The sequence below is a fragment of the Mycolicibacterium doricum genome (genome assembly GCF_010728155.1).
Taxonomy (GTDB): Bacteria; Actinomycetota; Actinomycetes; order Mycobacteriales; family Mycobacteriaceae; genus Mycobacterium; species Mycobacterium doricum.
In genome coordinates this window covers 2,515,227-2,536,990 of record NZ_AP022605.1, presented here as the reverse complement: position 1 = coordinate 2,536,990, position 21,764 = coordinate 2,515,227, and the positions used below count along the sequence as shown (strand labels likewise).

The following is a 21,764-nucleotide window of genomic DNA, read 5'->3' as shown; positions in this document are numbered from 1 at the left end:
ACGAATATTCGCGAGGCGGTCACCGCCAAGGTTCAGGCGACCATTCCGATGGAACGGATAATCCAAGGCGCCCACCTTTACGACAAGACGCGGCGCTTGGTCACCGGCACCAACGGTCAGAAGATTTTCACCGAGCGACCGCTCCCGCCGGTCGACGAAGTGGAACTGGCCGACATCGACCTGAGCAATCCGTTCCTCTACCGTCAGGGTCTCTGGAAGTCCTATTTCGAGCGCCTGCGCAACGAGGCTCCTGTGCACTATCAGGCCCACAGCGCGTTCGGCCCCTTCTGGTCGGTGACGCGGCATGCCGACATCGTGGCCGTCGACAAGAACCACGAGGTCTTCTCCTCCGAGCCGTTCATCGTCATCGGGAACCCGCCGCGTTTCATGGACATTGCGATGTTCATCGCGATGGATCCGCCAGAACACGACAGGCAGCGGGCCGCTGTCCAAGGGGTGGTCGCCCCGAAGAACCTGCGTGAGATGGAAAGCCTCATCCGCGAGCGGGTCAGAGATGTGCTCGACGGTCTCCCGCTCGGCGAACCGTTCAACTGGGTGCAGCACGTCTCTATCGAGCTAACCGCGCGGATGCTCGCCACACTGCTGGACTTCCCGTTCGAGCAGCGGAGCAAGCTCGTCCAATGGTCCGATCTTGCCACCTCTATGGAGCAAGCCAACGGTGGACCGTCGGACAACGATGAGATATTTCGTGGCATGGTCGATATGGCTCGAGGTCTCAGCGCTCACTGGCGGGACAAGGCAGCCCGGACGGCTGCCGGGGAGGAGCCCGGCTTCGATCTGATCACCATGTTGCAGCGCGACGAGAGCACCAAGGACCTGCTCGACCGCCCAATGGAGTTCCTGGGCAACTTGGTGTTGCTGATCGTGGGCGGCAACGATACAACGCGCAATTCCATGAGCGGTGGTGTCCTCGCGCTCAACGAGTTCCCTGACCAGTTCGAGAAGCTGAAGGCGAACCCCGGCCTGATCCCCAACATGGTTTCGGAGATCATCCGTTGGCAAACGCCGCTCGCCCATATGCGCCGGATCGCCAAGGCCGACACCATGCTGAACGGGCAGTTCATCCGCAAGGGTGACAAGGTCCTAATGTGGTACGCCTCGGGTAACCGCGACGAACGGGTGTTCGATCGGCCCGATGAGCTCATCATCGATCGCTCCAACGCCCGTAACCACATTTCGTTCGGTTTTGGCATCCACCGCTGTATGGGCAACCGGCTGGCCGAGATGCAGCTGCGGATTCTGTGGGAGGAGTTGCTTCCCCGTTTCGAGAACATCGAAGTCGTCGGCGAACCCGAGTACGTGCAGTCGAACTTCGTGAGGGGGATCAGCAAGCTGATGGTTCGCCTCACCCCGAAAGTTGCCGCATGACCTTGCGGCGAGCGGTGATCGTGGGCGCCAGCCACGCGGGCGCTCAGCTCGTGGCCAGTCTTCGCCAAGAAGGGTGGGACGGCGAGATCGTCCTGGTCGGCAACGAGTCGGCGTTGCCCTACCAGCGGCCCCCGCTGTCGAAGGCCTACCTGGCCGACAAATGCGGACTGGCCGAACTCGCGATCCGCAGCCCGGAGTTCTACACCAAGCAGCAAATCCAAGTTCTGGATGCCACGGTGGTGGCGATCGACCGCCCGGCTCGTCATGTCGTGCTGAATAACGGCGAGGTACTGCCGTACGACAAGCTCGCGCTGTGCACAGGTGCGCGGCCTCGCCGGCTGTGCATCCCTGGAGCCGACCTGGCCGGGGTGTGTTACCTACGCACTGCGGCGGACGTCGCGATGATTAGAGAGGGCGCCAGGGCCGGGCGCCGGGCCGTGATCGTCGGGGGTGGTTACATCGGACTGGAAACGGCCGCCTCCTTGCGCGCACTGGGTCTGGAGGTCACCGTGCTCGAGGCCACCGAGCGCGTACTCCAACGGGTCACCGCCCCCGAAGTGTCGGCGTTCTTCGACCGGGTCCACCGGGAGGAGGGCGTCAACATCCGGACGGACGCCCTGGTCGACGCCATGTCCGGCGACGGTAGGGTCCGCGAAGTGATCCTGGCCAGTGGTGAATCGATTCCCGCCGACCTCGTCATTGTCGGCATCGGCGTCGAGCCGAACACCGATCTCGCTGCCGCCGCGGGCCTGGCCATCGACAACGGCGTCGTGATCGACGACCAGGCCCGGACCAGCGACCCCGACATCCTGGCTGCCGGGGACTGCACCAGCCACCACATGGCCCGTTACGGCCGTCGCATCCGCCTGGAGTCCGTGCCCAGCGCAGGTGAACAGGCCAAAGTGGCCGCCGCCACCATGTGCGGTAAGTCGAAGAAAATCCTGGCGCTGCCATGGTTCTGGTCAGATCAATACGACCTCAAGCTCCAGATCGCCGGTCTCAACACGGGGTACGACGAAGTGGTCCTCAGCGGCGACCCGACCGCCGACCGCGACTTCACCTGCTACTACCTCCGTGCCGGCGAACTCATTGCCGCCGACTGCATCAACCGGCCCCGCGACTTCATGTTCAGCAAGCGAGCCATCATGGCGCAAGTCCCGTTCGACCGGACCGAACTGATGCTCGCCGGCTCGGCCTGAGGTGACGGTTCCGTGGCGCGACAGGTATCCCCGGCGGTGACCTCACCGTCGAAACGCTGGTGTAAATCAGCCGTTCACTGCTACCGAACATTCACTGCTACCGAACATTCACTGCTACCGAAACATCGACGTTGAGGAGACACATATGAAGACACGCGCTGCGGTGCTCTGGGGCCTGGGAGAGAAGTGGGAGGTCGAAGAGGTCGAGTTGGATCCTCCGGGCCCCGACGAAGTGCTGGTCCAGCTGACCGCGACCGGGTTGTGCCATTCGGACGAGCATCTGGTGACCGGCGACCTACCCTTTCCGCTTCCTGTCGTCGGTGGTCACGAAGGCGCCGGCACCGTGGTGGAGGTGGGTGCAGGCGTCGAGGACATCGCCGAGGGGGATTCGGTCATCCTGACGTTCCTGCCGTCCTGCGGGCACTGCTCTTACTGTGCGCGGGGGATGGGAAATCTGTGCGACATGGGTGCGGCGATCATGATGGGACCCCAGATCGACGGCACCTACCGCTTCCATGCCCGCGGTGAGGACATCGGCCAGATGTGCTTGCTGGGCACGTTCTCGGAATACACCGTGGTACCGAAGGCGTCCGTGGTCAGAGTCGACCACGGGACACCGTTGGACAAGGCGGCTTTGATCGGTTGCGGTGTCACGACCGGTTACGGCTCGGCGGTGCGCACCGGCGAAGTGCGGGCCGGGGACACGGTGGTCGTGATCGGCGCCGGCGGCATCGGGATGAATGCGATTCAAGGCGCCCGCATCGCCGGCGCGTTGGCCATCGTGGCCGTCGACCCGGTGGAGTTCAAACGCGAACAAGCCGGCGGTTTCGGCGCGACGCATGCCGTTGCCACCGTCGATGAGGCCTGGGCACTGATCAGCGACATCACCCGCGGCAAACTCGCCGACGTCTGCATCTTGACCACCGGCGTCGCCGAAGCGGCCTACACCGCCGAGGCGCTGTCGCTGGTCGGTAAACGCGGCCGTGTGGTCATCACCGCGATCGGACACCCCGAAGACACCTCAATGTCGGGCTCACTGCTGGAATTGACGCTGTATGAAAAGCAGATCCGCGGTGCCCTCTACGGCTCGTCCAACGCCGTACACGACATCCCGCGGCTCGTCGAACTCTACAACTCCGGACATCTCAAACTCGACGAGTTGGTCACCCGTGAATACACCCTCGATCAGATCAACGACGGCTACGCAGACATGCGATCAGGCCGCAACATCCGAGGACTCATCCGATTCTGATACAGCAGTCAAAACTGGGGCGGAGACGACGCTGCAGAACGCGGAGCACCCTGCTCGTCGAAGGAGCCCGCGACGAGGCGGCGGTCTCACCCAGCGCCGTCATGTTCGACGCCTACGCCGGCGCGCAGGAGGCCAGTTGTGAGCACCTACGGCCTGTCGGTTCTCGGCGCGGATCTGAAGTCGCTGGGTGAGACCGCCCGAGCCGCCGATGCGGCCGGGTTCGACGCCGCATGGGCCTCGGAGTTCTACTCCCGGTCTGGATCGATCTCCATGGCGGCGATGGCCAACAGCACACAGGACTGCCGGATCGGTTCCTCGATTCTCTACGGCGTCGGCCGAAGCCCCTTGGTGCTGGCCACCTAGGCGCGCGACCTCGATGAACTCTCCAATGGGCGACTGGTGTTGGGCCTCGGCAACGGCACCAAACGGATGATGAGCGACTGGCACGGCGTGCTCGACACCTCCGCACCCGCGTTGCGGATGGAAGAACTCGTGACGCTGCTGCGACGGATCTGGAACCTGCATGAAGGCCCGGTCCATCACGAGGGCCGCTTCTACACCATGAACCTCATTCCGACCGGCGACGTGCAACCCCTCAGCCGACCGATCCCGATCATCACCGCCGGTGTCCGCCCCCGAATGTGCGAGGCGGCCGGGCGGGTGGCTGACGGGCTGGCCGGACATCCCCTATTCACCACCACCTACGTCGAGGAGGTCGTCCGGCCCGCCATCGCCAGGGGCGCGACGCGCACGGGCCGTGACCCCATTGGGGTCGAAGTCATCTCCATGGTCATGTGCTCCATCCACGACGACGCCGAGGTCGCCAGACGCGAACTGGGCCAGCAGATTGCGTTCTACTCCTCGGTCAAATCCTACGAGACGGTACTGGACGTGAACGGCTTCGCCACGGAGGGCCGAGCCATCCGGGAAGCATTCGCCCGACGTGATTTCCCGGGGATGTTCGCCGCGGTGTCCGACGAGATGATCGACACCATGGGCGTCGCCGGGTCGGCAGACCAAGTCCGAGAACAGCTGAGACGCTACGAAGGCGTCCTCGACCACATCATGCTGTACTCACCGTCGGTCGGCATCGCCCCGGAACGCGTGCAGCAGAACCTCCACAGCATCATCCGGGAATGCTCACCGGCCTCGATGTCGCGAGGGCGGTCCGACCCTTCCGTCCACACCGACACCTGATTCCGACACTGCCCATTCCGACACTGCCGCCGACGTCGCCCCGTCCTCAGCCACGACTGGTCGGATTCCCGCCGTCGCTGTCAGCATGGGGAGCGTCATGATGGTCCGTCGTCAAGGCCGCCGCGGGGCGAGAACTGCTCCATAAGATCGCCGAAAGCGCTGACATCGCCGTGTGCGGCGAAGTGCTCCGGACTGACCTCGATGAACACCGCACTGGCGGTGAAGTGGGCGACTCCACCCTCACCCGTGCCTGTCGCCGTGACATGCAGCGCCCGTCCTTCACGAGAAGTGATGTGGGCAGTAATCCGGTGGGGCTGATGCAGCCGCACCGGCCGCAGGTACTCCACCGTCAGGGTGCGTGTCACCGCGGGGGTGCCGGCGATCCACAAAGTGAAGCCCAGGACGTCATCACATGCGGCGGCCACTGCCCCGCCATGCGCTAAACCCGGGGCCCCGCTATGACGCTCGTCGAAAGTCACATCGGTGTACACCGCGTCGCCGCTGCGATGCACCACCAACTGCAACCCGTGGGGATTGTCCGGGCCGCAACCCATGCACGTCGTGGTGTGCGAAGGCAGCCGCTCCGGCGGCAACACGCTCTCTGGCACCATCACGCTCCAATACGATCGGTTTCGCTGCGCTACTGTTAGTACCACACTGGTACACTACGGACAGCATCGGGTGACGATCGACCGCCGAGGTGAATGAGTGAGCGACAGTCAGGAAGCGCCAGTCGCTGACGACGACGTGGACCCTCGGCGTATCCGGTCACGAACTCGGCTGCTGGATGCAGCCGCAACCCTGCTGAGCACCGGTGGCGTAGAAGCGGTCACCGTCGATGCCGTCACCAAAGCGTCCAAAGTGGCCAGAACCACGCTGTACCGGCACTTCCAAAGTTCGTCCCACCTGCTCGCAGCGACGTTCGAACGCCTGCTTCCGCAAGTGACAACTCCGGCACCGAACAGCGGACCCGTCCGTGACCAGCTGGTCGAATCGCTCAGCCGCCTAGCCGCTCTCTTCAACGCGCCCCTGCATGTCACGACGCTGGCATGGCTCTCCCTGGGCTTCACCGGCCCCAGTAACGAAGCGGATGACCGCCACACATCCGGGGCGTTGCGGGCCCGAGTTGTCGACCAATACCGGCAACCGTTTGACGCGATACTCACCAGCCCGAAAGCGCAAGCCCAACTCGACGACTTCGACAGGGAACTGGCGCTCTGTCAACTCGTCGGCCCACTCGCGTTCGCCCGGATGACCGGGATTCGCACCATCACTCACGACGACTGCGCGAACCTCGTGGACGACTTTCTCGCCGCCCACCGCAAGACCGAGAGCCACATCAACAAGGGGGCTAAGTCCGCGATCAAAAAGACGGGGCCCGCGCGCCTGGCTCGCTAGCCACAACCGATTCACAGTGCCCAGTCGGCTGTCTTCGAGTCTTCGAGCTGTCGTGGCGTTCACTACAATCACGTCGGCCACGGCAACTCAAGGATGCTCGTCGTCAACCGAAACCGCCGAGATGCCTGGTTTGTGGGACGAAGATACGGGAATCTGGCGGGGTATGATTCCGCCCGAGGTCGCGCTGGCCGGCCCACCGTCCGCGGTCGGTGCTTCGGACCTCCGGTCGCGCAGCATGGCGGGGTACCTGCCGATGCCGAGGCGGAAGGACCTGACGAAAGGGCTGCTGATCCCCGTCACCTACGGGATCGGAGTCCTCAGCGCCGGTGGTGTCACCGGCGAGTCGGTGGTGCGCGCCGTGGTGGTGCTGCTGGCGGTCGAGTTGCTGGTGTACCCGGCGAGGTACCAGTGGAACGACGTGCGCGGATTCGTTGCCGACCAGCGGCACCCGTCGAGCAGCGGCCGGGGCCGGCTACCCGGGCCGCTGAGCTGTGTGCATTCGCGCATCGTGACCAGTTGTAGCGTCGCAGCAGCCAAACTGCTGACCGCTGCCGCACTGATCGTGCTCCTGCCCGAGCTGCACCTGGCGGGCGTCCTGTCCTTCGCCATCGTGGGGGTGTTCGCCGTCGCGATCGTCTACGAGTTGCTCCGGTCCGCCAGCACCGGGCGTCGTAGCGAAATCCCACCAGCAGTGACCCAGGTTGACGACGGCGAGCTCGAGCAGTAAGCGTCATTGTCGGTGAGCTGGTGACGCTACCGCCGATGCGCCCGGGGTGTCGACCGCCGGCCTGACAGCCGCCGTCACTGCGTCGCGCGTAGCACCACGATCCCCGGGACGGTTGCCACGTAATCGAAGAACGGATCGTCGACAACCTTGTTGTTCGTCGGCAGCGAGGAGGCGTTGCGCACGGCCGGTCCCTCGGGTGTGTCGACGAAGATCCCGACGTGCGTGACGTCGAGACCGCCGTCGGCGGCATACGCCCCGATGTAGTCGCCGGTGCGCAGACCGTCCACCACCGTGTCGCCGACCGCCCCGCTCGGGATGTAGGTAATCTCCCGCGACACCTCGGGTAGTCCGGGTAAATACACCCCGCCGTCGTCCTTGCGGTTGAGGCGCTTGGCCACCGTGACCGACTTCGCGCCGAGGTTCGCGGTCACGTCTGTCGCGATTGCAGGTGCGGCCGTCGACCAGTCGGTGAAGAAGTGCCTCCGGTTGCGGAAACCGACGACGCCGTACTTGTAGCGGACCTCGATGAGACGGTCGACGAACTCCTCGCGGTCGTCGGCGCGCTTGAGGGCCTCGACATAGTCGGCGTAGGTGAAGCAGTCCACCGCCTCGACGTTGACGACGAGTTCCTCGGGCCCGGTCGCCGAACCGACCAGGGTGTCGGCGCCGTACGGCACCCCGAGGAACTGCCGGGAGACGGACTCGGCCAATGACGGAGCCTGTGCGAGCACAGCGTGGTTGCGCACCCGGAGCAGATCCCCGAGGATCTTCTCGCTTCGGCCCGCGACGCGTACGACCGGCGGCTCGAGCGGGTGGTTGGCCAGATAGGCGGTGACGGGGATCGGTGCGGTTGCGCTGTAGCCGACGGGCAACACCACGTCACCGGCCGTCGAGTTGTAGTAGACGTCCCAGCGGTAGAAGCCGGCGAAGGCGCCCCGATCGCGGGCGAGCGCCGCCGCGTAATCGCTGACCGCCCGCACATACTCGCTCGAGTTGTTGTACCGCCATAGCGCGCCGTCGGGGTTGCGGGCGAAATCGTTGGCGGCCAGATAGCGGCCCGCGGCCATGATGCTGTCGTGCGGCGAGGTGATGTCGCCGCCGCCGCCGTAAGCCTCGAAGGTGGCCGGCATGAACTGCATCGGTCCCTGTGCGCCGGCCGTACTGACCCCGGCGATACGTCCGAACGCCGTCTCCACCAGGTTGATCGCCGCCAGATAGTTCCAGCCGACGCCGAAGGTCTTCTGCGCCTCGCGGTAGTAACCCATCAACTCGTCGGCCGGTCGCGGGGCGACGATCCGCCAGGCCGGCAGGGTGGGTTTCGCATCGCCCTTGCTCAGCGACGTGAGCTGGCGGCGCGCGCTGACGTTGCGGTCGTAGACCTCGATTAGCCAGGCTGGGACCCGAGGCCGCACGATCGCATCCCACTCCGGGTGGCGCCCCAGCGCCCGATAGGCCAGTTGCTGGCGTCGAGCGGCCGCCACCATTACCGCCTCCGGCGACGACGGGTCACGCAACGCCCGCTCGTCGGCGAGGAGGTCCTCGACGATCCGTACCGGATCGGCCGCCAGGCGCAGTGTCGGCGGTTCGGAATCCGCCCGCGGGGCGGGGGAGGGTGCTCCCCCCGCGACAGGCGGAGAAGGCGTGGCGGCCGGCTCGCTCGACGGAGAGCAACCGCCGGCCGCCACTGCGATGACGATGAGAAGCGACGGTGTCGCATTCCGAAGCAGGGCGGCCATGGGATGGTCGTGGCTCAAAGGTGGTCAACTCCCGATATCGCGTTACACCCGACGGTCGCACAGTTACGCGTTCGGGGTGATCACCGCCCTGCCGGTGAACTCGCCGGCGGCGAGACGCTCGTAGACCATCGGCGCTTCGTCGAGCGTGAACCGGTGCACCACGGTCTTGATCCGTCCCTGGCGGGCCAGGTCGAGCACCTCCATGAGCTCGGGCCGCGACCCCCAGTAGGTCGTGGCGAGGCGCGCCTCATAAGGCACCGAGAAGAAGCCGAACGGCACACTGCCCCCACCGATGCCCACGACCGTAATGTCCGAGAGTGGCCGGGCGACCGCGGTGGCCAGCGCCATGGTGGCGTCGACCCCGACGAAATCCACGACGACGTCGGCGCCTCGGCCCTCTGTGAGTTCGCGGATTTCGTCTGCGGCGTCGGCGCCGGACCGAACGGCGTGGTCGGCGCCACTCTGCTCAGCCAGGCGCAGGGCCTCCGGGCGGGTGTCCACGGCGATGATGCGAGCGGCGGTCAACGCGCGCAGTATCTGGACCCCCATGTGACCCAGCCCGCCGATGCCGATCGCCACCGCGGTCGCCCCGGGCGTCAGTAACGGCAGGGATCGTTTGACGGCGTGATACGGCGTCAGCGCCGCGTCGGTCAGGGGTGCGGCGTCGACGGGATCCAGGTCGCCGAGCGGTACCAGGAGCCGGGCCGCCGGCACCAGCATGTACTGGGCCATGCCGCCGTCGTAGCCGAGCCCACCCCCCGCGGCGGGTTGGTCAGCCGCGCGTTCACAGTAGTTTTCCATGCCGACCTGACACCGTTTGCACCGGCCGCATCCCCACGGCCCGTACACCGCGACCGGTTCGCCTACCTGCAGGCCGCTCACCCCGGCGCCGATGGTGTGCACCCAGCCTGCGTTCTCGTGTCCGAGCGTGAACGGCGGATTCCACGGCATCATGCCGGCCTCGAAATCGTGCAGCAGGTGCAGATCCGAATGGCATGCACCCGCCCCGGCGACCCGGATCACCACCTGCCCCGGGCCGGCTTCGGGTTCCGGGACCTCCCGGATCTGCGGAGGCGTTTTCCATGCCGTGAGTTGCATTGCCTTCACACCATCAACTCCTCAATACCCCGTCTGTCATATCAGTCCCAAATTTCACGTTTATCACACCAGTATCACGGCAAGCCTCTTACCGAGAGCCCCTCTCAAACGGACATCGGCAGAAACGGACCCTCATGAACACCGTCCTGTATATCAATCCCGTGGGCGTGGTGGGCGAAACCCGCGCCTTCAGCAAAGCCGAGATCGCCGACCTGGTGAGCGATTACGGCTTGGAAAGTCTGTCCAGCGGCGATCGGCAGTTCGACTTCTGGTTTACGCCCACCACGCGGCGCTGCCAACGCCGGGTCAACCGCAGCGCCACCGAGTTACTCCTTGCCGCCACCGGGTTCACCGCGAAGAACGTACCGCTCCTGCGCGGGGGCGTGGTCGTGGCGACCCACGACACGGACGGCGACCTCGACGGTCTGAGCTGGGAACAGCTCGATCAGCTCACCGCCATCAGTCGCACGCTCGCCCAGCGCGACTTGCGGGTCCTCGACCGGCGGTGCAACCGCGCCGACGCCGCCCTGCGGCGCCGTTCCGCTACCCCGGCCGCGGTGTCCGCCCAAACCGTCGAGCAGCGTCGACCCGTTCGGCATTGAGTTCGGCATTGAGTTCGCGTTGAGTTCGCGTTGAGTTCGGCGTGTTAAGCGGGATTCGCCGGAGGTGGGTGTCGATCGCCGCGACGACTGACCGCCGCAGAGTTGTCGCCAGCCTTCGGTAAGGTCCCGGCGTGACTGCGAGCCTGACCGTCAAATCCGTAAACGCCCGTCTCGCTGAGGAGCTCGACGTCAGTGAGGGGCAGGTGGCGGCCGCCGTCCGGTTGCTCGACGAAGGCGCCACCGTGCCGTTCATCGCCCGCTACCGCAAGGAGGTCACCGGCAGCCTCGACGACGCACAGCTGCGAATGGCCGAGGAACGCCTGACCTACCTGCGTGAACTCGACGACCGGCGGGCCGCTGTGCTGACTTCCATCGAAGGCCAGGGCAGACTCACCGACGACGTGCGAACCGCGCTGCTGACCGCCGACACCAAGTCGAGGGTCGAGGACATCTACCTGCCGTACAAGCCCAAGCGGCGCGCGAAAGCGCAGATCGCCCGTGAAGCAGGTCTCGAACCGCTCGCCGACCGCCTGCTGGCCTACCCGACCCTTGTCCCCGAGGTGGTGGCCGGGCAGTTCCTGACCGACGGCGTGCCCGATGCGGCCGCCGCGCTCGACGGGGCACGCCACATTCTGATCGAGCGCGCAGCCGAGGACGCCGACCTGGTCGGCGCCGTACGCGAGAGATTTTGGAACGACGGGTCGCTGCGCACCTCACCCCGGTCCGACGACGCGGCCAAGGCGCCGGCGGCCCAGAAGTTCCGCGACTACTTCGAGTTCTGCGAACCGCTGCAGAACATGCCCTCGCACCGGGTGCTCGCCGTGATGCGCGGTGAGAAGGAAGAGGTGCTGTCGCTGAACTTCGACGGGGGAGACGACGACGTCTACCTTGCGATGGCGGCGCGGACCCTCGGCATCGACATGACCTCGACGGCCTCCGCGACGCCATGGCTGGCGACCACCGTGGGGTTGGCGTGGCGGGTCAAGCTGATGGTCTCGGCGGCCGTCGCCGCCCGCATCCGCCTGCGGCAACGGGCCGAAGAGGATGCGGTCGCAGTATTTGCCCGCAACCTCAAGGATTTGCTGCTCGCCGCACCGGCCGGTTCCCGCAGCACCCTCGGTCTGGACCCCGGTTTCCGCACCGGCGTCAAGGTCGCTGTCGTGGACGGCATCGGCAAGGTCGTCGACTCCTGCGCGGTCTTCCCGCACCAGCCGCAGAGGCAGTGGGATCAGGCCAAGGCCACCCTCGCGGCGCTGGTCGCCCGTCACGGTGTCGAGTTGATCGCCGTCGGCAACGGCACCGCCTCGCGCGAAACAGACGCTCTGGCAGCCGAACTCATCGCCGACATCGCCGCCTCGGGGGCCAAGCCGCCGGTGAAGGCGACGGTCAGTGAGGCCGGGGCTTCGGTGTACTCGGCATCGGCGTACGCCGCGCACGAACTGCCAGAACTCGACGTGACGTTGCGGGGCGCGGTGTCCATCGCCCGCCGGTTGCAGGATCCGCTCGCCGAACTGGTGAAGATCGAGCCGAAGTCCATCGGCGTGGGCCAGTATCAGCACGACGTGACGCCGGGGACACTCGCACGCAGTCTCGACGCCGTCGTAGAGGATGCTGTCAACGCGGTGGGCGTCGACCTGAACACGGCCTCGGTTCCGCTTCTTTCGCGGGTGTCCGGGGTCACCGACACCCTCGCCGAGGCGATCGTCAGCCATCGCGAGAAGACGGGCCCGTTCCGCAACCGCAAGTCGCTGCTCGACGTTCCGCGCCTCGGCCCCAAGGCTTTCGAACAATGTGCGGGCTTCCTGCGGATCACCGGCGGCGAAGACCCGCTCGACGCCTCAGGTGTCCATCCCGAGGCCTATCCCATGGTGCGGCGGATTCTGGACCGTTCTGGTGTCACGCTGGCCGAGATCATCGGCAACGAACGGCAACTGCGCTCCCTGAAACCGGCCGATTTTGCCGACGACCGGTTCGGCATCCCCACGGTCAGCGACATCCTCGCCGAACTCCAGAAGCCCGGACGTGACCCGCGCCCGGCGTTCTCGACGGTGACCTTCGCCGCCGGTGTGGAGAAGGTCGCCGACCTGAAGGTCGGTATGGTGCTCGATGGCGTGGTCACCAACGTGGCGGCGTTCGGCGCGTTCGTCGATGTGGGCGTGCATCAGGACGGTCTGGTCCACGTGTCCGCGATGGCTGACCGCTTCGTGTCCGACCCCCATGAGGTGGTGCGGTCCGGTCAGGTGGTGCGGGTCAAGGTCGTCGACGTCGACGTGGACCGGCAGCGGATCGGGCTGAGCCTTCGTCTCGGCGACACCCCGCAGCGGGGCAAGGCCGAATCACCCCGCGATGCTCCCACCCAGCGGCCACAGTCCAGACGAAGCCCAAAGCGAGACGACAATCGGCGGGACACGGCCTCTTCGGGGTCGATGGCGCAGGCATTGCGTGACGCCGGCTTCGTCCGTTAGCGCTTGCCCGCCCCAGAAGCCTCTTCGGCATCCCAGACTGAGGCATGCGTTGATGGGATCGACCCGGACGCACGTTCTGACCCTCGCCGGGGGAGCAGGATCACCACGGGGTCCGCTGTATCGGGAATCGCCAGGCAGGCACCGGACAACGGAATCGGCGTAGGTTCACACGTCTTCGGGCTCCGGCGCCGAATCGAAGAGACGTTCGGCATCGGCTCGCTCGCACACCGCCGTACCGGGCGTCAGCAGCATGGCCGAGCCGGTGGCGATACCGAACTGCACAGACTTGCTCGGCGACCATCCCCGCGTCAGACCCACAGTGATCGCTGCCACCATGGCGTCACCCGCCCCGACACCGCTGACGGCGTTCACCGGTATCGCCGAGAATCTCTGACTGCCCAGTGATGTCGCCAGCAGCGCCCCGTTCGAACCGAGTGACACCACGACCATGCGGGCAACCCCGGAGTTGATGAGGTCGTGTGCGGCGGCCAGTTGTTCCGGTTCGTCGACCAGATCCCGGCCGGTGCGCTCGCGCAGTTCCCGCAGGCTGAGTTTCAGGAGGAAGATTCCTGAACGGACGTGCTGGAGGGCGTCGCCGGACGTGTCGAGAACCAGCCGCACGCCGAGGTCGAGGCACAGGTCGGCCACGCGTTGGTAGAAGTCGGGTGCCACGCCCGGCGGGAGGCTGCCACTGGCCACGACGAACTCTGCTGCTTTCGCCGAATAGCGCAGTTCGGCGAGACATTTCAGCTGTTCGTCGGACGTCAGGCACGGTCCTGGGAGGATGAACCGGTACTGCTGGCCGGTGCTGTCGTCGGCGACGGTGAAACTCTCCCGCGTCGGCTCGGCAATCGCGATGCGGCGGTAGGGCACCTCGGACCTGGCCACGAGATTGGTGACCAGGTCGCCGGTCGGTCCACCCACGGGAAACACTGCGGACACCGAACCACCGAGGACGTGGGCGGTGCGCGCCACGTTGATACCACCCCCACCGGGGTCGTAGCGCACGCCGGCACACCGGATCTTACTCGTCGGCCGCACGTGTGGAGCGTTCGCCGTGATGTCGAGTGCGGGGTTCATCGTGAGAGTGACGATGGTCGTCCCGTATCCGGATCGCCTGCCTGACGCCGTCACGGGTGGCTCCTCGTTGCGGTAGTGGCCCCGGGCACGACGAGCATGGGCACGTCGGCGGACTGCGCCACAGCTGAACTGACCGAACCCAGCCAGGTGCTTGCGATGCCGCCACGTCCGCGAGAACCGACAACCACCAGTTGCGCCCGCTCGGACTCACGGAGCAGCGAGCGGGCCGGTTGGTCGCAGACGACGTGCCGGTGTACGCGCACTTCGGGATACTGTTCCTGCCAACCGGCGAGCCGTTCGGCCAGGACTTCATGACCCTGGCTCTCGAATCGATGCCAATTCATGCCGAGCATCGGGAAGACCGCCACATCGCTCCACGCGTGCAGCGCGACCAGATCCACCCGCCTGCGCGCGGCCTCGTCGAATGCCAGTGCAGTCGCCGCCTCCGAGGCGGGCGACCCGTCGACGCCCAGCAGGACGGGCGCATCACCGTCCGGCTCGCCTCGTAGGGGGCGGATGACGGCGACCGGGCATCGGGCATGGTGCACCAGACCGGTGCTGACCGACCCCAACAGCACCCGGCCGAGCGCGCCGGTTCCGCGGCTGCCGACGACAACCATCTCTGCGCTCTCGGATGCGTGAACCAGCGTCGGCACCAAGCTCGAAACCAGGATCTCGGTGTGCATATCGAGCAGCCGGGACTTCGGGCCAGATGCCCTAGCCGTCTCGAGCGCCTGATCGAGGACGTGCTGGGCGTTGTCCTGCTGCCAGGCGTTGATCTCGGTGAGGACCGGGCCCATCGGCCAACTCCCGACCACGGGCGGGGCCACGTGGACCAACGTCAGACGGGTACGGCGCATCAGGGCCTCATGGGTCGCCCAGCGGATCGCGGCGTCGGACTCCGCCGATCCGTCGACACCGACCAATATGCCTCCCGGCGAGGCGTTTTGACGCCGGTCACCGCCAAGAGGTTCCATGTGATCCGTCTCCCTGCTGAGAGCTCGTCACCGGTTTCGACGAGCGCTTCGGCTCCCGCCTGACGCGGTCAGGCGTCGCTTGGGCGCCGTGCGGTGTCGACCGCACTTCTCAGTCCCCGAACCGGACGGTGGTGCCGGGCATGAGTTGAACCACCCGGCCACGGCATTCCACTTCCACACCGGCGGCGTCGCGTGGCTCGACACTGATCATCACGCCCTTCCCGCTGACCCGCAAGTGCAGGTGCAGGCCACGGTAGTGGATCGGCACAGCCAGCACGCCGAGGCTTTCCGGCCAGTACGGGGACAGGATGAGGCGGTTCGACCGGGTCTCCATTCCGGTGAAGCACCGCTGCATCAGATCGACGGTGCCTGCCATGGCCGCCAGGTGAATCCCTTCCGACGTGGTGCCGCCCTGGATGTCGCAGACGTCGGACTGGAGCACCTGTCGGAAGAACTCCACCGCGCGATCGCGGTTGGCGCGGGCCAGCACCCAGGTGTGCACGACGCCGCTGAGTGTGGACCCGTGCGAGGTGCGGGCCAGGTAGTAGTCGACCATGTCCGGAACGCGGTCCCGGGCGAAGCGGTAACCGAGCCGGTTCAGTATCTCACCGAGCTCCGTCACCGACATCAGGTACAGCAGCATGAGGACGTCGGCCTGCTTGGCGGCCTTGTAGCGGTTGACGTCGTCGTTCTCTGCCTCGAGGATGCGGTCGAGGCGCTGGATGTTGCCGTACCGCCGGCGGTAGTGCTCCCAGTCCAGTTCCTCCAACTCGCCGTAGCCCTCGAACTGGCTGATGACACCGTCGTGGAAGGGCACGTACATCCGGCGACTCACCTCGTCCCAGTGCGCCAACTCGCTGACGGTCAGTCCCAGCGTCTCCAACAGGTCGAGTCGGCTCGGCAGCGGCAGCAGGTTCAGCGCGTCGATGGCCCGCATGATGACCCACACCGCCATCACGTTGGTGTAGGCGTTGTTGTCTATGCCGTCGTAGGGTGCATCCGGGTAGCCGGAGTGGAACTCGTCGGGTCCGATCACGCCGCGGATGCTGTAGCGACCGCGGTCTTCGTCGTAGGTGGCCATGCTCACCCAGAACCGGGCGATCTCGGCCAGCATCTCCGCCCCGTAGTCGATCAGATAGGCCAGATCCCCGGTGACCTGGTAGAACTCCCACGCGCTGTAGGCGACGGCGATGCCGACGTGGTGCGCGCGAGCGCTCGCGTCGGGATTCCAATTGCCGCTGCGCGGATTGAGGTGCAGGCGTTGACTCTCCTCGCGGCCGTCACTGCCCGATTGCCAGGGGAACATCGCGCCGGAGTGGCCGGCCTCGCGCGCGGCCTGACGGGCCTCCGGCAACCGCCGGTACCGGTACGCCAACAGCGATCGGGTGATCATCGGCACCCGCAGGTTGAGAACGGGGAAGATGAACAGTTCGTCCCAGAAGACGTGGCCGCGGTAGGCTTCGCCATGCAGTCCGCGGGCCGGCACCCCCACATCGAGGTCGGCGCTGTTCGGCGAAACCGTCTGCAGCAGATGCAGGAGATGGAGTCGGAGGATGCGCAGTTCGTCTGTGAATTCTTCGTCTGTGAAGTCTTCGAACTCGATGGACAGGCGTTCCCACAGATGCAGCCAGTCGGCCACGTGTCCGTCGCGCAGTTCGGCGTACCGGCCGAGCCGGCTCACCCAGCGCTGCGCCTCCTCCGAAGGCTCTGACGTCGCGACATCGCGTCCCGTGAAGAGGGTGACGACCTTCTCCACCGTCAGCGTCTCGCCCACCGACTGTCCGACGGTGATCTCGTGACCGATCTCGGCTTCCTCACCGGTGAGCTGATAGGAGGCGGGAACCGGGTCGCCGTCGCGCCAGACGACGGTCCGCGCCGCCATGGCAATCCGAACGCGCGACTGGGTCGTCTGCACCGTCAACAGCACCGAATCGGTGGAGAGCTGCCGGGTGTCGACCAATTCGAGATGTTCTTTGCCGAGGTCGCGGTAACGCTCGACGAGAGAGTTCGTGACGTTGCCGTCCAGCGTAGAGCGGATGGTGATCTCGCCCGACCAGTTCTCGGCGAGGATGGTGGTGTGCAGCGCGGCGACGTGGGGCAGGTGCATCGCGACGAACCGTTGCTGTGTCAGCGAAGTCGTACGTCCGGCGTCGTCTCGGAACCGGACGTCCCTCGTCAGGGTCGCGCCACGAAGGTCGAGGGTCTGACGGTAGGAGAGCACCTCGACCGCATCGATGTCGAACCAGTCGCCGCCGTCGATCCGGAAGGTCAGTGGCAGCCAGTTCGGGAGGTTCACCAGGCTTTCGTTGGCGACAGCAGAACCCGATACGTCGTCGACGAGCCGGTTGAAGACGCCGGCGGCATAGGTTCCGGGATAATGCACCTGTCCGGCGCGCGATTCCGGCGCCGCGCCCCTGGTGGCGAAGTAGCCGTTACCGACCGTGCACAACGACTCGCGAAGTTTCTCGCTCTGCGCGTCGTACCCCTCGTAGGTGAAATCCCAAGCGGCGCCGGCGGCGTGGCGCTTGTAGTCGAGCCACCGAGACCCCCGCTGAAGGAACTCCCGCACCTGGTCGGGGGATTGCAGGCTGAAGCGCGCAGCCGTCTTGCGGTCGCCGTCCTCGTCATGCCGCACGACGATGCCGATTCCGTCGAAGCGGACGGCGTCGAAGGCGTCTTCGTCGGTGAGGTCGTCGCCGATGTAGATGGGCAGGGGGGAGCCCGCAGAGTCGATGCGGTCACGAATCCACAGGAGAGCAGTGCCCTTGTCCCAGTCGACGTCGGGTCTCAGTTCCACCAGCATGCGTCCACTGGTCACCCGCAGCCCAGCTCGTTGACCGAGTCTACGTGTGGTGGAGAGGATCTCGGCGACATGATCGGCCGACGCGACCTCGCGGTGGTGAACCGCGACAGCGAAGCGCTTGTGCTCCACGCGCACACCCGGGATCTGCGCGAGGCGATCGCGCAACTCACCGGCTGCGCGCTCGAGGACGGGGACGACCCCGGCCGCCGCCTGATTCTGGTGATACGTGCCGTCCGGACCCCTCAGCTCGAAACCGTGGCTCCCGGCGTACCAAAGCCCGGGTGCACCGACCCGAGCCTGGACGTCGGCGAGGTCGCGACCGCTCAGGATCGCGACGTGACACACCGCCGCAACCTGTTCCAGCGCCTCGGCCGCCCCGCCGACCAGTGTGGCCGCGTCGGGATCGGAGACGATGGGGGACAGCGTTCCGTCGTAGTCCAGGAACAACATCGACTCCCGTGTACTGGTGATGCCGATCAACTGGCCATAGGACTCGAGCGCGTCGGGGACTTCGGAGACGCGCTGATCACCGGTGCGGACCGTGATGTCGTCCAGACCCGCGACCACGTAGTCGACATCGGACGGTATCGGTCCGTCGGCGTGGCGGGTCCGGTCGACGCCGATGATGAGCGCGAAACCGGCGTCGCGGCCGACGGTCACACCAGCCGCCGCATCCTCGATGAGGACGGAGCGCTGCACAGGCACGCCGAGTCGGCGCGTTGCCTGCAGGAAGGCGGGAGGCTCACCGGCCCCGGCTGAGCCGGAGCCGTCGACGCAGAGGTCGTAAACCCCTTCTTTCTCGAGGATTTCCAGGGTCTCGCCCCCGTCACGATGTGACGAGCAGGCCGCGGTTCTGATCCCGGCGTCGCGGAGCTTGCGCGTAAGCGCCACAGCGGGCTCCACCAACGCCGCCGTGGCTCTCGTCTCGGCGAGCACGCCGTCGAGATCGAAGATCACCGCATCGTGGTAGCGGGGATCGACGACCACCGGGAGCCTCATGGCAGGCGTGCCAACTGGTGCTCCGCTTCCAGGACCTGGCGGGTCGTGCGAACCACGGTGTCGGGATTGAGGCTCATCGACTCGATTCCCAGCCGGACCAGGTACTCGGCCATGTCCGGGTAGTCCGAGGGCGCCTGTCCACATAACCCCGAATGAATCCCGTTGCGGCGGCAGCCCTCCACGGCCAGGCGGATCATCTCCTTGACACCGTCGTCCCGCTCGTCGTAGTCGAACGCGACGACCTCGCTGTCACGGTCGACGCCGAGGGTGAGCTGGGTCAGGTCGTTGGAGCCGATGGAGAAGCCGTCGAAGCGTTTGGCGAACTCGTCGATGAGGATGACGTTGTTCGGGATCTCGCACATCGCGTAGACCTTCAGCCCGTTTTCGCCCCGCCGCAGTCCGAGGTCGGCCATCGTCTGCAGGACGAGGTCGGCCTCGGCTACCCGGCGGACGAAGGGAATCATGAGGATGACGTTGGTCAGGCCCATCTGTTCGCGAACACGCCGCATCGCACGGCACTCGAGCGCGAAACCCTCGGCGTAGGCGGGGTGGGCATAGCGCGAGGCACCCCGGAAGCCGAGCATGGGATTGCTCTCGGAAGGTTCGAAGGCCTGTCCGCCGACCAGGCTCGCATACTCGTTCGTCTTGAAATCCGACATTCGCACCACGACGGGCTTCGGCCAGAAGGCGGCCGCGATCGTGCCGATTCCCTCCGACAGGCGCTCGACGAAGAAGGCACCCCCGTCGTCGTATCCCTGCGTCAGCCGGTCGATGTCCCGGCGCACCCGCGGGTCCTCGACTTTCTCGGGGTGCAGCAGGGCCAGGGGGTGGAAGCGGATGTACTCGCTGATGATGAACTCCGTCCGGGCGAGTCCCACACCGTCGTTGGGCAGAAACGACGTCTTGAAGGCGAGATCGGGGTTGCCCAGGTTCACCATGATCTCGGTCCGTGGCCGGACCATGTCGCCGATTTCGGTGCGCTCCACGTGGAAGCCGACCGCGCCGTCGTACACACGCCCCGAGTCGCCCTCGGCGCACGATACCGTCACCATCGCGCCGTCCGGCACGCTGGTGGTCGCGTCGCCGGTGCCGACCACGGCCGGGATACCGAGTTCGCGGGCGACGATCGAGGCGTGGCAGGTCCGCCCGCCGCGATTGGTGACGATCGCCGCGGCGGTCTTCATCACCGGCTCCCAGTCCGGTGTGGTGGTGTCGGCGACCAGCACTTGCCCGGGCTCGAATTCCGCCAGTTGGGAGAGGTGCTCGATGTGCTTCACCACACCCGAGGCGATCCGCTCACCTACCGAGCGCCCCTCGGCCAGTATCTCGCCGCGGCCCTCCAACACGTAGGTCTCGACTGCGGTGGCGCTGTGCTGGGAGGCCACCGTCTCGGGGCGGGCCTGGACGATGTAGAGCTTCCCGTCGATGCCGTCCTTGGCCCACTCCATGTCCATCGGCCTGCCGTAGTGCTGCTCGATCGCGCACGCGTAGCCCGCCAGTTCCAGGACGTCCTCGTCGGTGAGGCAGAACCGAGCGCGGTCGGCCTTCGGCGTGGGGATGTTGCGCGTGGTGTTCTTCGTCTCGCCCTCGACGAGGACCATCTTCACGGCCTTGTCGCCGAGGAGGCGGCGCAACACCGCGCGGTGGCCGGAGAGATAGGTCGGCTTGTGAACGTAGAACTCGTCCGGGTCGACGGCGCCCTGGACCACGTTCTCGCCGAGGCCGTAGGCGCCGGTCACGAAAACGGCGTCGCGGAAGCCCGATTCGGTGTCGAGCGAGAACATCACACCGGAGGAGGCGATGTCGGAGCGAACCATCTTCATCACCCCGATCGACAGCGAGACCTTGAAGTGGTCGAAGCCCTGATCGATCCGGTAGTGGATGGCGCGATCGGTGAACAGGCTGGCGAAGCAACGGCGGCAGGTGTCGAGCAGGCTTTGTGCGCCCTTGATGTTGAGGTAGGAGTCCTGCTGGCCGGCGAAGCTCGCCGTGGGCAGATCCTCGGCGGTGGCCGAACTCCGCACGGCGAGGCTCACGTCCTCGCCGTACTCCTGCTGGAGCGCTCGGTAGGCCTCGAGGATCTCGGCGGCCAGATCCTCGGGGAGCCCCGCCCCATAGACGATCTCGCGGGCGCGCTTTCCTTTGCGAGCCAGTGCGGCGACGTCCGCGGGGTCGATGTGGTCGAGTTCGGCGTGTAGTCGATCCCACGCACCGGCCTCGTCGAGCACGTGGCGGTAGGCGGCGGCGGTGATCGCGAACCCGTTCGGGATGCGGACACCCTGACCGGACAGGTTCTGATACATCTCGCCAAGGGAAGCGTTCTTCCCGCCGACCAGGGGCACGTCGTCGATGGCGAACTCCTCGAAGAACCGGACGTAGGCGCACTCGCTCATGGTCTGTCCTCTCAATTGGGCGACGAATGCCAACCTCCCACGATCGGAGGCCTCCGACACAGGGCCGGAAGTCACTTTGGACCAGGCGTCGGGTCGATCACCGCCCCCGCCGGTGAACCGGCCCACGGCGAGACGCTCGTGGACCGTCGGCCCTGCGTAAAACAGCACGGTGGTTTGTTTCGGTGATCTTGCCTTCGACTCGAGCCAGGGCGATAAGGCGTTGGCGGGCGAACCGCTCGGCCGAGGAAGTGGGGGACGCACCGCGATACCCACGGAGATAGCGTGCACGCACGCCCTGTCGTCGGTGTGGCCGGCCACCACACGGAGCAAACGCAGCCGCACGAACAACAGATGAACCGCCCGAGCAGTGGGGGACCGGTGGCGCGCCGCCGCCCATCTCACCCATCTGCCGAGCTCCTCACGGGATGCCGGTACGGTCGGGACGGACT

14 protein-coding genes and 2 pseudogenes are annotated in these 21,764 nt (G+C 66.3%); 8 read left to right on the top strand and 8 right to left on the bottom strand.

From position 1 onward, the window contains the following. Positions 1 to 48: 48 nt before the first annotated feature. The 4 genes and pseudogenes from G6N07_RS12410 to G6N07_RS12395 all read left to right on the top strand — a co-directional run bounded on the left by G6N07_RS12410 (position 49) and on the right by G6N07_RS12395 (position 5,037). On the top strand, positions 49 to 1,389 hold the full coding sequence (locus tag G6N07_RS12410; RefSeq protein WP_085189983.1) for a cytochrome P450: 1,341 nt from the start codon (positions 49 to 51) through the stop codon (positions 1,387 to 1,389). After that, positions 1,386 to 2,588, top strand: coding sequence for an NAD(P)/FAD-dependent oxidoreductase (locus G6N07_RS12405; RefSeq protein WP_085189959.1), 1,203 nt, complete (start codon positions 1,386 to 1,388; stop codon positions 2,586 to 2,588). The genes G6N07_RS12410 and G6N07_RS12405 overlap by 4 nt, the downstream gene beginning before the upstream one ends. Before the next feature lie 145 nt (positions 2,589 to 2,733). Next, positions 2,734 to 3,840: an NDMA-dependent alcohol dehydrogenase gene (locus G6N07_RS12400; protein ID WP_163784187.1), complete on the top strand. Its 1,107-nt coding sequence runs from the start codon at positions 2,734 to 2,736 to the stop codon at positions 3,838 to 3,840. Between the two features lie 138 nt (positions 3,841 to 3,978). Further along, positions 3,979 to 5,037: pseudogene (locus tag G6N07_RS12395) on the top strand (LLM class flavin-dependent oxidoreductase). Between the two features lie 95 nt (positions 5,038 to 5,132). On the opposite strand, the gene G6N07_RS12390 reads toward G6N07_RS12395, so the two are convergent. Next, positions 5,133 to 5,645, bottom strand: coding sequence for a PaaI family thioesterase (locus tag G6N07_RS12390; RefSeq protein ID WP_085191439.1), 513 nt, complete (start codon positions 5,643 to 5,645; stop codon positions 5,133 to 5,135). A 100-nt stretch (positions 5,646 to 5,745) separates the two neighbouring features. Here G6N07_RS12390 and G6N07_RS12385 point away from each other — a divergent pair, with 100 nt between their 5' ends. Then, positions 5,746 to 6,435, top strand: coding sequence for a TetR/AcrR family transcriptional regulator (locus G6N07_RS12385; protein ID WP_085191420.1), 690 nt, complete (start codon positions 5,746 to 5,748; stop codon positions 6,433 to 6,435). A 163-nt stretch (positions 6,436 to 6,598) separates the two neighbouring features. After that, entirely contained in the window at positions 6,599 to 7,162 is a 564-nt protein-coding gene (locus G6N07_RS12380) for a hypothetical protein (protein WP_085191419.1), read from the top strand. A 74-nt stretch (positions 7,163 to 7,236) separates the two neighbouring features. On the opposite strand, the gene G6N07_RS21000 is transcribed toward G6N07_RS12380, so the two are convergent. The 3 genes and pseudogenes from G6N07_RS21000 to G6N07_RS12370 form a co-directional block, all read right to left on the bottom strand. Next, positions 7,237 to 8,034: a DUF1460 domain-containing protein gene (locus G6N07_RS21000; RefSeq protein WP_372507527.1), complete on the bottom strand. Its 798-nt coding sequence runs from the start codon at positions 8,032 to 8,034 to the stop codon at positions 7,237 to 7,239. Positions 8,035 to 8,154: 120 nt separating this feature from the next. Further along, positions 8,155 to 8,427: pseudogene (locus G6N07_RS20995) on the bottom strand (lytic transglycosylase domain-containing protein); the annotation flags it as partial. Between the two features lie 534 nt (positions 8,428 to 8,961). After that, complete coding sequence (locus G6N07_RS12370) at positions 8,962 to 10,005, bottom strand: NAD(P)-dependent alcohol dehydrogenase (protein ID WP_085191416.1); 1,044 nt, start codon at positions 10,003 to 10,005, stop codon at positions 8,962 to 8,964. Between the two features lie 125 nt (positions 10,006 to 10,130). Between G6N07_RS12370 and G6N07_RS12365 the strand changes: the two genes are divergently transcribed. Then, entirely contained in the window at positions 10,131 to 10,598 is a 468-nt protein-coding gene (locus G6N07_RS12365) for a hypothetical protein (protein ID WP_085191415.1), read from the top strand. A gap of 131 nt (positions 10,599 to 10,729) precedes the next feature. Continuing rightward, a complete protein-coding gene (locus tag G6N07_RS12360) occupies positions 10,730 to 13,063 on the top strand; it encodes a Tex family protein (RefSeq protein ID WP_085191413.1) in 2,334 nt (777 codons plus the stop codon). 165 nt (positions 13,064 to 13,228) lie between these two features. On the opposite strand, the gene G6N07_RS12355 is transcribed toward G6N07_RS12360, so the two are convergent. The 4 genes from G6N07_RS12355 to ppsA form a co-directional block, all read right to left on the bottom strand. Next, complete coding sequence (locus G6N07_RS12355; RefSeq protein ID WP_099050237.1) at positions 13,229 to 14,197, bottom strand: 1-phosphofructokinase family hexose kinase; 969 nt, start codon at positions 14,195 to 14,197, stop codon at positions 13,229 to 13,231. After that, the gene (locus tag G6N07_RS12350; RefSeq protein WP_085191409.1) at positions 14,194 to 15,120 is read right to left on the bottom strand and encodes a universal stress protein; all 927 of its coding nucleotides are present in this window, start codon (positions 15,118 to 15,120) and stop codon (positions 14,194 to 14,196) included. The genes G6N07_RS12355 and G6N07_RS12350 overlap by 4 nt, the downstream gene beginning before the upstream one ends. Positions 15,121 to 15,229: 109 nt before the next feature. After that, positions 15,230 to 18,922, bottom strand: coding sequence for a trehalose-phosphatase (gene otsB / locus G6N07_RS12345; protein WP_085191407.1), 3,693 nt, complete (start codon positions 18,920 to 18,922; stop codon positions 15,230 to 15,232). Next, positions 18,919 to 21,315, bottom strand: a complete 2,397-nt coding sequence (gene ppsA, locus G6N07_RS12340; RefSeq protein WP_085191405.1) for a phosphoenolpyruvate synthase — start codon at positions 21,313 to 21,315, stop codon at positions 18,919 to 18,921. The genes otsB and ppsA overlap by 4 nt, the downstream gene beginning before the upstream one ends. Positions 21,316 to 21,764 lie beyond the last annotated feature (449 nt).